Source organism: Nonomuraea sp. NPDC003560, from assembly GCF_042878785.1.
Taxonomy (GTDB): domain Bacteria; phylum Actinomycetota; class Actinomycetes; order Streptosporangiales; family Streptosporangiaceae; genus Nonomuraea.
The window spans coordinates 200,478-213,615 of sequence record NZ_JBIAOF010000010.1; the positions used below are offsets into that span (position 1 = coordinate 200,478).

General features: G+C 73.0%; 8 protein-coding genes. 6 read left to right on the forward strand and 2 right to left on the reverse strand.

The window, feature by feature from the left end; translation table 11 throughout:
• Window positions 1–28: 28 nt before the first annotated feature.
• Window positions 29–1,864 (reverse strand): BTAD domain-containing putative transcriptional regulator, encoded by a 1,836-nt coding sequence (locus ACFYUV_RS34510; protein ID WP_387676074.1) that lies wholly within the window; start codon window positions 1,862–1,864, stop codon window positions 29–31.
• A gap of 105 nt (window positions 1,865–1,969) precedes the next feature.
• On the opposite strand from ACFYUV_RS34510, the gene ACFYUV_RS34515 reads away from it, so the two are divergent.
• The 6 genes from ACFYUV_RS34515 to ACFYUV_RS34540 all read left to right on the forward strand — a co-directional run bounded on the left by ACFYUV_RS34515 (window position 1,970) and on the right by ACFYUV_RS34540 (window position 10,647).
• Complete coding sequence (locus tag ACFYUV_RS34515) at window positions 1,970–3,883, forward strand: NB-ARC domain-containing protein (RefSeq protein ID WP_387676077.1); 1,914 nt, start codon at window positions 1,970–1,972, stop codon at window positions 3,881–3,883.
• 87 nt (window positions 3,884–3,970) lie between these two features.
• On the forward strand, window positions 3,971–4,348 hold the full coding sequence (locus ACFYUV_RS34520) for a hypothetical protein (RefSeq protein WP_387676080.1): 378 nt from the start codon (window positions 3,971–3,973) through the stop codon (window positions 4,346–4,348).
• A gap of 100 nt (window positions 4,349–4,448) precedes the next feature.
• Window positions 4,449–4,808 (forward strand): hypothetical protein, encoded by a 360-nt coding sequence (locus ACFYUV_RS34525; protein ID WP_387676083.1) that lies wholly within the window; start codon window positions 4,449–4,451, stop codon window positions 4,806–4,808.
• Window positions 4,809–5,017: 209 nt separating this feature from the next.
• Entirely contained in the window at window positions 5,018–5,974 is a 957-nt protein-coding gene (locus tag ACFYUV_RS34530; protein ID WP_387676086.1) for a hypothetical protein, read from the forward strand.
• Between the two features lie 2 nt (window positions 5,975–5,976).
• A complete protein-coding gene (locus ACFYUV_RS34535; RefSeq protein WP_387676088.1) occupies window positions 5,977–7,794 on the forward strand; it encodes a potassium transporter TrkA in 1,818 nt (605 codons plus the stop codon).
• Between the two features lie 27 nt (window positions 7,795–7,821).
• Window positions 7,822–10,647 carry a BTAD domain-containing putative transcriptional regulator gene (locus tag ACFYUV_RS34540; protein WP_387676090.1) on the forward strand — a complete coding sequence of 942 codons (2,826 nt, stop codon included), beginning with the start codon at window positions 7,822–7,824 and terminating at the stop codon, window positions 10,645–10,647.
• Window positions 10,648–10,704: 57 nt separating this feature from the next.
• Here ACFYUV_RS34540 and ACFYUV_RS34545 read toward each other — a convergent pair whose 3' ends face one another.
• Entirely contained in the window at window positions 10,705–13,053 is a 2,349-nt protein-coding gene (locus ACFYUV_RS34545; RefSeq protein ID WP_387676093.1) for an ATP-binding protein, read from the reverse strand.
• Window positions 13,054–13,138 lie beyond the last annotated feature (85 nt).

Consider the following 13,138-nt stretch of genomic DNA (forward strand, 5'->3'; position numbering starts at 1 on the left):
CGGCTGTCGACGACGACGGGCCATCGTCTCAGGTCATGACCAGTGGCACGGCGAGCTCGCCCGACGCTTCGGTGAGGGTCCGGCCGTAGAGCCACAGCAGCGTGTGGAAGCGATAGTGCCCCGGGCTGGGCGAGTCGAGCATGCCCAGGTCCACCAGGCTCTCGACGATCTCCTCCGCGTCGAGGGTCTCCAGGCCGAGCACTCCCGCCGCGACAGGCAGCGGGAACGAGGTGGTGGGGAGCGCCGTGAGCAGCCTGAAGGCGCGCGCCTGCGTCGCGTCGAGCCGCTCGTAGCCGATCCGGAAGGTCGCCTCGACGGTCATGGTGCCGAGCCGCAGCTCGGAGAGGCGGGTGCGCTCGTCGGCCAGCCTCCTGACCAGGGAGGAGATCGTCCACAGCGGCCTGGAGACCAGCCGGGAGGCCGCGATGCGCACCGCGAGCGGCAGGAACCCGCACAGGGCGACCGCGTCCTGCGCCGCCGCCGGCTCGGCGGCGACCCGATCCTCCCCCACGATCCGGGTGAACAGCCGCACCGCGTCGCGGGGTCCGAGCACGTCGAGGTCGACTCGGCCGGTGGTCGGCAGCCCCGCGGGCTTGGCCCTGCTCGTCACCAGCACGGCGCAGCCTCCTGTCCCCGGCAGCAGGGGCCTGACCTGCGCGTCGTCCACGGCGTCGTCCAGGACGACGAGCATCCTGCGGTTCACCATGAAGCTGCGGAACAGCGCCGCCCGCTGTGCCGGGTCCTCGGGGACGTCCAGGTCGGGATGGCCGAGCGCGCACAGGAACGCGCGCAGCGCCGCGGTGGGCTCGACGGGCCGGCCGCCGGCTCCGCACAGGTCGATGTAGAGCTGGCCGTCGGGGAAGGCGTCGCTGAGCAGATGGGCGAGGTGGATCGCCAGGGCCGTCTTGCCCACGCCGCCCTTGCCGGAAAGGCTCACCACGGTGGTCGCCTGCCCGGAGCCGGACTTCAGCACCTCGCTGAGCAGGGCGACCTCGTCTTCCCTGCCGGTGAAGTCGGACAGGTCGGCCGGCAGCTGGGCCACCCGGGGGAGTGCCTCGTCCTCGTGGCGGGCCGGTGAGGGCCCCGGGCCGGCTCCGGGGTCGACCCGGGCGGGCAGCAGCTGAGGGTCCGACGTGAGGATGCGTTGGTGCAGCTCCCTGAGCTCGCCTCCCGGGTCGATGCCGAGTTCCTCGGCGAGCAGACGCCTGGTGCCGTCGAAGACCTCCAGCGCCTCCGCCTGCCGGCCGCAGCGGAACAGGGCCAGCATCAGCAGCGCGCTGAGCGACTCCCGCAGCGGGTGCGCGGCGGACAGCACGGCCAGCTCCGCCGCGGCCTCCGTGGCTCGTCCGAGCTCGATGTCGAGTTCGAGCTTGACCTGCAGGGCGCTCAGGCGGCGATCGCCGAGCCGGTCGCGCTGAGCCTCCGCGTACGGCCCGGCCGTACCGTCCATGGCGTCGCCCTGCCACAGACCGAGGGCCGCTGACATCAGCGTGCGGGCACGAGCGGGGTCGCCTTCCGCTCGGGCCTTCTCGGCCTCGGCGTACCTGTCCTCGAAGACGGCGACGTCCAGCGCGTCCCTGGGGACGGACAGGGCGTAGCCGGTGCCCGCGGAGACGACCACGCCCGGCCTGGACCGGTCGGGTTCCAGCACCTTGCGCAGGCGGTAGGCGTAGGTGCGCAGGGTGCTGAGGGCGCGCAACGGCGGGTCCTGCCCCCAGATCGCGGCGATGAGCGCGTCGCAGGTGATCGCCCGGCCCTCGTGGAGGAGGAGGGCGCCGAGCACCGCGCGCTGCTGCGGCGAGCCGAGGTTGAGCTCTTTGTCGCCTTCCCAGGCCCGAACGGGACCCAGTACCGAAAAGTACAACCTATGAGATCGTTCCATACCGCGCCTTCGGAATATTTGTACGAATGATAGTCATTTGCTTTCTTCGATGACTCGTTGTGGATCAGGTTTGGGGTGGGTTTCTCGGTGTTGCGGCCAGCACAGTTACCGGCTGACATTCCTGACTTCACCGGCAGGAAGCAGCTGATCGCTCAGCTGGCGGAGCGGCTCACCAGCCCGGGCAACGCGCTGACCGTGGTGGCCGTCTCCGGGGCGGGCGGGATCGGCAAGACCACGCTGGCGCTGCACGTGGCGCACGCCGCACGGGCCGCCTACCCGGACGGGCAGCTCTACGCGAGCCTGCGCGGCACGGGAGCAACCCCCCTGCGGGCCGAGGACGTGCTCGCCGACTTCCTGCGGGCGCTCGGGCTCAGCGCCCGGGAGATCCCCTCCGGGGTGCACGAGCGGACCGCGCGGCTGCGCTCGGTGCTGTCGGGACGGCGGGTGCTGATCCTGCTCGACGACGCCGCGGACGCCGCGCAGGTCGCGCCGCTGATGCCCGGCGCAGCCACCTGCGCGGTGCTGGTGACCAGCAGGTCGTGGCTGGGCGACCTGCCGGGCGCGCATCAGGAGGGGCTCGGCCTGTTCCGCGAGGAAGAGGCGCTGGAACTGCTGGCCCGCGTCGCGGGGGCGGAACGGGTCGCCGCCCGGCCCGCGGCGGCGGTCGAGCTGGTCGAGTCCTGCGGGCTGCTGCCGCTGGCCGTGCGGATCGTGGCGGCGCGACTCGCCGCGCGGCCGGGCATGAGCGTGGAGATGCTGGCCAGGCGGCTCGCCGACGAGCGGCGCAGGCTCGCCGAGCTCAAGATCGGCCGCGATGCGGTGGAGTCGTGCTTCGCGCTCGGTTACGAGCCGCTCGACGCCGATCACGCCCGGGCGTTCCGGCTGCTGGCGCTGATGGACGGGCCCGACCTGTCCGTCGCCGCCGCGGCGGCCGTCCTGGACGTGGGCCGGGCGGAGGCCGAGAACCTCTGCGAGTCACTCGTCGACCTGAGCCTGCTGGAGTCGCGGGGGCCCGCCCGCTACCGGTACCACGATCTCGTCCGCCTGTACGCCAGAGGGCTCGCCGAGCGGGCGGACCCGGCGGGCGAACGGACGGCCGCACTCGACCGGCTGCTCGACCACTACCTCGCCGGAATCAGAGGAGTCTGCCGGGTCTCGCTCCCCGGGTTCGTCCATCAGGCCGGGCACCAGGGCCCCGAGCTGATCTTCGCCGACGCGCCCGCCGCCCGCGCCTGGGTACGCGCCGAGCAGGCCAACGTCAGCGCGGCGGTCGAGCAGGCGGGACGTTCGGGAACCCGCGTCCTGTCGGAAGAGGTGCCGCTGCTGGCGGAGGTGACGGGGCTGACCGAGATCGACGACCGCCTCATCCTCGGCGCCGTCCTGCACGCCCTGGGACTGGGCGCGCTGCGGGTGCGCGGCGTCGACGAGGCGATCAGCCTGCTGTCGGCGGCACTGGCCGTCGCCGAGGCGCAGCACAGCCCCCAGCTGGCGGCCAGCGCCCACGGCCTGCTGGCCATGGCGCTGGGCGACGCCGGGTTCGTCACCGAGGCCAGGGCCCACGTGCGGGAGGGGCTGCGCCTGGCGCACGAGATCGGCGACACCCAGGGGATCGGGGTCAACCATCTGGGCGCCGCCGCGGCGGCGTTCCATTCGGGCGACCTGGAGGAGGCCATCGACAGCCTGCTGGAAAGCGCTCGCGCCTACCGCGAGGGCGGCCTGCCGCTCAGGGCGGCGTGGGCGTCCCACCGCCTCATGGACGCCTACCGCGCCCTGGGACGCCCGCAGGAGGCGGTGCAGGTCGGCGAGGAGGCGCTGCCGCTCTACCGGTCGATGAACGACCCCTTGCTCGCCGGCAGGATCCTGAGCCGGCTCGGACAGGCGTGGACCGACCTCGGGGAACCGGAACGGGCCCGGCGCTGCTGGCAGGAGGCCGACGCGATCCTCGGCCCCTACGACATGGCCGAGGGACGAGCCGTCCGCCGCCGTCTCGGGATCGCCTGACGGGAGGGGTTCACCGGTTGATGACCGGCTGTCCATGGCCGCGGCGAAGGCTGTCGTGACCCATGTCGACAGTACGGAGGAGAAGACATGACCAGCCACAGACTCGCACTGAGCCTCTCAGCCCTCGCCTTCCTGACCCTGGGGGCGGCGGCCTGCGGCTCCGGCGCCGAGAGCGCCGCCGTGGCCGACATCAAGGGGTGCAAGGAACTGCGAGCCGTCATGACGACCACGCTGACCGAGCTGCAGAACAAGGCCGGGGACCTTGAGGCGATGAAGCAGCTCTACAGCGAGAGCGCGCGGAAGCTCAAGGGGCTGAACGTCGACGAGAAGGTCAAGGAGGCCCAGGACGCGGCCGTCTTGCTGTACGAGGAGCTGGCCTCGATCGGCGAGCCGGAGGAGGCCGACGAGTACACCGTCCAGGCCAGTGACACCGTGTCGAAGCTCAACTCCGCCTGCGCCGCCTGACCGACGCCGTTCACCGCCGCCCGCTCCGCCTGCGGCGGGAGCTCCGCGTGGAGCGGGGCGTTCATCAGCCGTCAAGGTGGACCTCGCAGGATCTGGCGCCATGAAGATCGTGATGACCATCGCCCTGATGACCGCCGTACCGTTCCTGACCGGTTGCGGCTCCACCTCCGCCGACGCGTGCGACGCGGCGGCGGCGGCCAGCGCGACCTGGGAGAAGGAACTCGCCTCCGCGCAGGGCGCGGAGGCGGTCAAGGGGATCAACGCCGCGTACAAGTCGGTGCTGACCGAGCAGGCGGGCAAGGCGGACGGCGCCGTCAGGGCGGCCATGAACGACATGGCCGCCTCGCTCGACGCCGCCGACGCCGCCATCGACGCAGGTGACGAAGCGGGCATCGACGCCGCGCAGAAGGGCACGGACGCGAGGACGACGGCGCTGAACTCCGCCTGCCGGGCCGGCTGAGCCCGGCACGTCAGCACATCCGGACACACGGCCGGCGGCAGATCGTATCTGCCGCCGGCCGTTCTCATGTGTCCCGTCCCGCCGGCGCCTCCCCGTCCCGCCGGACGCGCACGGACCCGGGCACGGCCACCCGCGTGGACGCCCTGTGGACGAAGACGTTTATCTCCCGTCAACCAGGTGTAGAGGCGCACGACCCAGTCTCTCCTCCCATGACTCATCAGCCATTTCCGCCAGAACAGACCCTGGCTCCTCCGCTCCCGGCACCTCCCGCGGCCCCCGCACCTGAGCAGGCGACGGCCAAGGGCGGCGTGCTCGACGTCTTCGAGAAGATCGGTTCGGTCGCCGTGCCGGTCGCCGTGGGCATGTACGCCATGCTGTACCTGGGCCTGGCCCAGGTCTACGTGGTGTTCGGCATCACCCCCGAGCAGGCCGGCCTCGACCAGGCGACGATCTTCGGCCGGCTCATCGGCACGCTGATCGAGCTCTTCCTGGTGGCTCTGCCCGGCGTGGGGCTGCTCGTCGCGCTGGGCTGGCTGCTCAACCTGGCCACCCGCGGATCCGTCGGCCGGCTGACGCGCCGGCTGCGGGAACAACCCTGGATCGCGGCCACGATGGGCGCTCTCGTCTCCGTCGTCGCCTACTGGGCCTACTTCGGCACGCTGTGGGACCTGTCCGGCGGCCGGCTCCTGGTGGCCGTCGTGCTCGTCGCGGTCTTCGGACTGCTGGTGCCGTTCCGCCTGATGCGGAGCCGCGACACGGGCCGGGCCGGCATGAAGGTGCTCACCGGCGCGCTGTTCGGCATCGGGCTGGGGTTGATCCTGGTCGCCCAGATGGTCCACGGCGCCGTCGACATCGCCGCCAACGGCAACGGCAACGCCCTGCTGCAGACCGTCGGCTTCCAGAACCAGTGGGCCACCGTGGGCGACGGCGACGGCAAGCCGCTGAACAAGGACAACCCGGACGAGAGGTTCCTGCTCCTGGGTGAGAAGGAGGGCGCCTACGTGCTCTACGACTGCGGCAGGCAGGAGACCTTCCGCCGCTCCATCGAGGGCACCACGCTGGGCAGGATCGAGTTCGACCCGGACTTCGCCGATCCCGAGACCGGCGAGGTCAAGGCCTGCGGCTACGCCCTGGAGGCGCAGGATCCCGGAACCGGGGAGCAGTGACCGTGTCCCGTGAGCGACTGCGCTACTGGTTCGACAACACGATGTCCAAGGGCACGCCCGCCCTGATCGGCTGGCTGGCGGTGGCGTCGCTGGTGCTCGTCGGCGTCGTCACCGTGATCGCCGCGCCCGTCGCGGGGGAGAACGGGCCCTGGTGGAACGTCGCCTGGATGAGCCTGCTCCGCACCCTCGATCCGGGCACCATGGGCGGCGACGAGGGCAGCCCCTTCTTCGTCCTCATGATGCTCTTCGTCACCATCGGCGGGATCTTCATCGTCAGCGCCCTGGTCGGCGTGCTCACCGCAGGCCTGGACGCGAAGCTGGAGAACCTGCGCAAGGGCCGGTCCCGCGTGGTGGAGAGCGGGCACAGCGTCGTCCTCGGCTGGTCGGAGGAGGTCTTCGCGATCGTCTCCGAGCTGGTCAAGGCCAAGGAGAGCGAGAAGCGCCCGGTCGTGGCCGTCCTGGCGGACCGGGACAAGGTCGAGATGGAGGAAGAGTTACGCGACCGGCTCGGTGACGTGGGGCGTACCCGGATCGTTGCGCGCAGCGGCGATCCGGCGGAGCCGACGGCCCTGGATCTGGTGAGCCCGGACACGGCTCACTCGATCCTGGTGCTGCCCACCGACGACGCCGAGCTGATCAAGATCCTGCTCGCGCTGGGCAACCGTCCCTGGGCCGGGACGCGGCCGCCGACCGTGGCCGCCGTGACCGAGAGCGGCAATCTGCCCGCCGCCCGGCTCGCGGGCGGGGCGCACGTCGAGATCGTCGACTCGCAGGACCTCGGCGCCCGCCTGGTCGCGCAGTCGTGCCGTCAGCCCGGACTGTCCACCGTCTACAGCGACCTGCTGGACTTCGACGGCGAGGAGATCTACATCCAGGCCGAGCCCGCCCTCGTCGGCAGGATGTACGGCGAGGCGCTGTTCGCCTACGCCAGCGCGGCGCCGATCGGCCTGCGCCACGGCGACGGCTCCGTGGTGCTCAACCCGCCGAGCCAGAGCGTGATCAGGCACGGCGATGAGCTCATCCTCATCGCCCCCGACGACTCGGCCATCCGCCTGGCGGCGGCGCCGGCCGTGGTGCGCCAGGAGGCGATCGCCCGTCCCGGCGCACCGCGGCGGGAGCCGACCAGGACGTTGATCATGGGTTCGAACCACCGGCGGTCCAGGATCCTGCGTGACCTGGCGCCCTACCTGCTGACCGGTTCCGAGGTCCATCTCGCCGGGCCCGGCCTGGCCGACCAGCCCCTGCCACCCGGTGTGCTCGTCTCCGCCAAGGAGGTCGACGTCACCAGCCGCACCGCGCTGGAGTCGCTCGGCATCGGCGGCTACGACCACGCGATCGTGCTCTCCGACGGCGCCTACGACGCTCAGAAGGCCGACGCCAGGACCCTGGTGACCCTGCTGCACCTGCGGGACATGCGGACCGGCGTGGCGATCGTCAGCGAGATGAACGACGAGCGCAACAGGAAGCTCGCCGAGATCGCCGAGGCCGACGACTTCGTGGTCAGCGGCAAGCTGGTCAGCCTGCTGCTCACCCAGCTCGCCGAGAACCGGCACCTGGGCCGGGTCTTCGACCAGCTCTTCTCCCACGAGGGCTCGGAGATCTATCTCAAGCCGGCGAGCGACTACATCGTCCCGGGCGCCACCGCCACGTTCGGCACCGTGATCGAGGCGGCCAGGCGGCGCGGCGAGACCGCGATCGGCTACCGCCTGACGGCCTCCGCCGGTCAGGCGCGTCAGCACGGAGTCACCCTCAACCCCGACAAATCAGCCCCGCTGGCGTTCCGGCCGGGCGACAGAGTGATCGTCCTCTCCGAGGACTGACAGCGGACTGACGGAGGAGCGGACGACATGGCGCAGGACCTGAGATTCTCCCTGCTGGGCCCGGTGCGCGCCTGGCGCGGCGACCAGGAGCTGGATCTGGGCTCGCCGCAGCAGCGCCTGGTCCTGGCCATGCTTCTGCTGGCCGGAGGCCGGGCGGTCGGCAACGACCAGCTCGTGGACGCGGTCTGGGGCAGGCGACAGCCGCGCACCGCGCTCAGCACGCTGCGCACCTACGTCTCACGGCTCCGCCGCGTGCTCGGCGACGGTGTCGTGTTCTCCATCGGGGACGGCTACGCACTGCACGGCGGCCTGCGTGACGTCGCGGAGGTGGAGCGACTCCACGGCGAGATGCGGTACGCCGAGGCGCTGGCGCTCTGGCAGGGCGAGCCGCTGGCCGGGCTTGAGGGCTTCTACGCCCAGGCCCAGCGGGTCCGGCTGGCCGAGCGGCAGTTGACCATCCTCGAACGCCGCCTCGACCAGGACCTCGGGAACGGCCGCCACGCGGAGGTCATCTCCGAGCTGACCGCGCTGTGCGCGAGCCACCCGACCAGGGAGCGGCTTCGGGCGCTGCTGATGCTGGCGCTCTATCGGTCGGGCCGCCAGGCGGAGGCGATCGGCGTCTACCTGGACACGCGCCGGCTGCTCGCCGACGAGCTGGGCGTGGATCCGTCCCGGGAGCTGGCCGAGCTCTACCAGCAGATCATCAGCGCCGACCCGGCACTCGGCCGGACGGCACGGCCCGCGGCGCACCTGGCGGGGCCGAGGCGCCCGCCCAGGCAACTGCCCGCCGACGTCGCCGACTTCACCGGCAGGGAGAAGGAGGTCGAGGCGATCGCGGCCGCGCTGCGCGCCGACGACAGCTCGGCCCTGGTGATCTCGGCCGTCGCCGGCGTGGGGGGAGTGGGCAAGACGACCCTGGCCGTTCACGTCGCCCACCGGCTGGCCGGCGACTATCCGGACGGGCAGCTCTTCGTCGACCTGCGTGGCGCCGGAGCCACGCCGGCCGAGCCCACCGCGGTTCTCGGCTCGTTCCTGCGGGCGCTGGGGCAGGACGACCCGCCGGAGGAACTGGCGGAACGCGCCGCGCTGTACCGTTCCGTGCTCGCCGATCGGCGCATGCTCGTGGTCCTGGACAACGCGTGCGACGTCGGCCAGGTGCGGCCGTTGCTGCCCGGCTCGCCACGCTGCGGCGTGCTCGTCACCAGCCGCGCCAGGCTGACCGGGCTCACCGGCGCCCGCCAGGTGGATCTTGAGGTCCTCGGCCCCGTCGAGGCGCTGGCGCTGTTCACCAGGATCGTGGGCGAGCACCGCGTGGCCGTCGAGCGCGGCGCCGCACTGGACCTCGTCGGGGCCTGCGGCTTCCTCCCCCTGGCGATCAGGATCGCCGCCGCCAGGCTGGCGGCCAGGCCCAACTGGAGCGTCGCCACCATGCGCGACCGGCTGGCGGACGAACGCCGCCGGCTGGCCGAGCTGCGGGCCGGCGACCTGGCCATCGAGGCCACCTTCTCGCTGGGCTACGAGCAGCTCGACGCCGCGCACGCGCGGGCCTTCCGGCTGCTCGCCGTGCCGGATGCCGCCGGTGTCTCGTTGCCGGCGGCATCCGCGCTGCTCGACCTGCCCGAGGACGAGGCCGAGGCGGTGTGCGAGGGGCTGGTGGACGTCAGCATGCTGGAGTCGCCGTCACCCGGGCGCTACCGCTTCCATGACCTGCTCAAGATCTATGCCCGTTCCCGGTCCGAGGATCACGGGGTACGGCGGTCGGCGCTCGGCCGGTTGCTCGACTTCTACCTGGCGTCCGTCGCCTCGGCGTTCCGGCTGCTGTATCCCGGCGACCGCCGGCCCGCCAAGGTGCGAACCCGCCTGGCCGGGCTGTACTTCGCCGGCGCGCCGGCCGCGGTCGAGTGGATCGACCAGGAGGAGCAGGGCCTGCTCGGGTGCGTCGAGCAGGCCGCGCGGACGACCGGCACCTCCGTGTCCCAGGTCGTGCAGCTGCTGGACATGGCGGCGGACGCGCTCGGGTACGAGTCGGACCCCGCGCGCTACGAACGGCTCGGCGACCTGGTCGTGTCGGCAGCCGTCGAGTCGGCCGACAGAGCCCTGGAAGCACAGGCCCGCTGCCTGCGCGGGCTGACCCTGGTGAGCAGGAGCCGTCTGGACGCCGCCGCCGAGGACGGCCTGGCCAGCCGCGACCTCAGCCGCCGGCAGGGCGACCTGGACACCTATGCCGAGTCGCTGAACCTCCTCGCGCTGAGCGCGATGAGCAGGCGGCAGCTGACCGAGGCCGTCGACTGGTACGTCCAGGCCGTCGATGTGTGGCGCTCACTGGACGACAAGGCCGACCTGGCGCTCGGACTGGGGAATCTGGCACGGGCGCTGATCGACCTCGGCCGGGTGAGCGAGGCGATCGCCGCGGCGCGGGAGGCCGAGCAGATCTCCCTGGACCTCGGCGGTGGCCGGCCGGACCCGAGCGCGGCCTATCAGCTGGGAATCGTGCTGCGCGAAGCGGGCCATCCGAGCGAGGCCCTGGTCAAGCTGGAGCTCGCGCTCACCGAGTACCGCAGGCTCAGGCAGCGGACGTGGGAGGGGGCGGTGCTCTTCCGGATAGCCGAGACGCACCTGGCCGGGAGCGCGCCCGAGCAGGCGCTCGACTACGCCGAGGACGCGCTCGCGATCCTCACGGAGGTGGGCGACGAGTGGGGGCGGGGGATGGCGCTGACCGTGCTCGGCCGGGCGCTGCGCGAGCGGGGCCAGCCGGGACGGTCGCGGGCCTGCCTGCAGGAGGCCCTGCACGTCTTCGACCGGCTCTCGCTGCCGGAGGCCGCCGACGTGCGCCTGCTGCTCGACGCGTTCTGAGCCGCCAGGCGTTCCAGGTGAAGCCGGCGGCCGCGGCCGGACGACGACGCCCGGCGCTCACCCGGGTCCCGCGTCCGCGGCCTTGAGGGCTTCGAGCAGTTCGGCGGGTGGCGTGCCACGGCCGGCGGTGAGTGCGGCGGCGTGTTCGATCTCGGCCAGCAGCCGCAGGCCGGCGGCGATCAGGTTGTGGTCGTTGAGGGAGATCGCGGTGCCGGCGCCCTTGAGCAGATGGCGTCGCGCACGCCGGTGGTCGCCGCGCGAGGCGGCCGCGCGGCCGAGCCCCAGACGGCAGTAGGTCGCGCAGCGAAGGTCTCCGATGCGGTGGAACTCCGGCAGGAGCTCGGTGAGCAGCGCCGTCGCCGCCTCCTGGTCGTCGCCGTGCTGGGTGAGGCGGGCCCGGTGGAGCTGGGCGTGCAGGCGTTCGTGGTCGCTTCCGGTGCTCAGGGCGAGGTCGAGCGCCTCGTTCAGGCAGGTCTCGGCCTCGGCCAGGCGGACCTCGTCGCGGATCAGGCGGCCCGCGAGGTGGTTGAGGCAGTTGGCGCGTTTCACGTGGTCGCCCAGGCGGCCGAACAGGGCCGCCGCGGCGCGGAGCCGGTCCACCGCGGTCGCGGTGTCGCCCGCCATGCTCCCGAGCACGGACAACGCCAGCGCGTGATGCCAGTCGTCGCCCAGCCGTCCGAACACCGCGGCCGCGCCGTCGAGCGCCCGGGCCGCCTCGGCGTGCCCGCGCCGGTAGAGCGCCACCTGGCCGGCCGCCAGGGCGGCCGACGCCTGCTCCTCCTCGGTCGCCGCGTGCTCCGCCGCCCGGCGGGCCAGCTCCAGCGCCCTGTCGGTGTCCTGGTAGCAGAGCAGCAGGCAGGACGTGATCGCGGCGCGGACCCCGGCGGAGCCGTCCGGGAGCGGACGGTCGAGCAGCGCGTTCACCCAGGTGAACAGCTCGCCGCGGGCCCCGAGGATCTCCCATCCGGTGCCGATGCCGGTGAGCAGGCCCCAGGCCGCGGCGGTGTCGCCGGAGTCGAGGGCGCGTCCCATGGCCGTCCGCAGGTCGGTCCAGCGGTCGGCGAACCAGCGCAGGGCCGCCGGCTGGTTCTGGCCGCGCAACGCGGGGGCGAGCGACACGGCGTGCGTCAGATGGTGGCGGGCGTGGCGGTCGTGGATCTCCTCGTACTCCTGCCGTTCGGCCAGCCTGTTGCCGGCGAACTGGCGGACGCTGTCGAGCAGGCGGTACCGCGTCTCCCCGCCCTGGCGCCGGGCGGAGATCAACGAACGGTCCAGCAGGCGGGGGAAGAGCCGGGTGAGACCGGCGCCGGTGAGCGGCGGCGCGGCCAGCACCAGCGTCGCGGTGTCGTAGTCGAACTCGCCCGGGAACACCGAGCAGCGGTCCAGCAGGAGACGCTCGTCGCCGTCCAGCAGGTCGTAGCTCCACCGCAGGGCCTCCTCCAGGGTGCGGTGGCGGTTGGGCCGCGGCGCGTCGGTCAGCAGCGCGAACCGGTCGTCGAGCAGGCGCAGCAGCTCGCCGGGCGAGGCGAACCGGGTGCGCGCGGCGGCCAGTTCGATGGCCAGCGGCAAGCCGTCGAGGCGGCGGCAGATCGTCGCGACCACCGCCGCGTCGGCCGGCGTGACGGCGAGGCCGGGCACGACGGCGGCCGCGCGGTCGGTGAACAGCCGGACGGCGGCGCAGTCCAGGATCTCGCCGGGCTCGGCGCCCTCGCCGGGCACCGGCAGCGGCGGCACCTGGTAGACGACCTCGCCGCTCACCCGCAGCGGCCCATGGCTGGTCGCCAGCACGCGCAGCCCGCCGGTCGCCGCCAGCAGCCCGGCCAGCAGGGCCGCGACGGCGTCGGCGACGTGCTCGCAGTTGTCGACCAGCAGCCAGCACGGGCGCGCCCGGACCGCGGCGACGATCTGCGGGCCGAGGTCCCTGCCGTCGCCGCCCGCCCCGAGCGCGTCGGCGAACGCCCGCTCGACCGGCCTGCCGGGCGCGGCCGAGGCCAGATCGACCAGGACCGCGGGAGCCGATCCGGCCGCCTCGTGGGCCAGGCGCAGGGCGAGGCGCGTCTTGCCGATGCCCGCGGGCCCCGTCAGGGTCACCATGCGGCCGCCGGCGACCAGCCCGGCCAGGTCGCGAAGCTCACGCTCCCTGCCGACGAACGACGACAACGGCCTGGGCAGGGCGTGCGCCCGGCGCCGGAGCCGCGCCGCGCCCTCGACCAGGTCCCGCCTGGCCGGGTGGCCGAGCTTGCGCAGCAGGGACGACACATGGCTCTCCACGGTCCGCTCGGACAGCCTGAGCCGGTCGGCGATCTCCCGGTTCGCCAGCCGGTCACCGACCAGCCAGAAGACCTCCGCCTCCCGCCTGGTGACCCCGGCGGACCGTAACGCCTCCGGCAGCGCGGCGTCCTTCATGACGCGAATCATCCCCCAGAAAAGCTCCGTACTGAGCACGGATGTGCCGGCTTCGAGCATGAGGTGTGATGACGGAAGCCTCCTG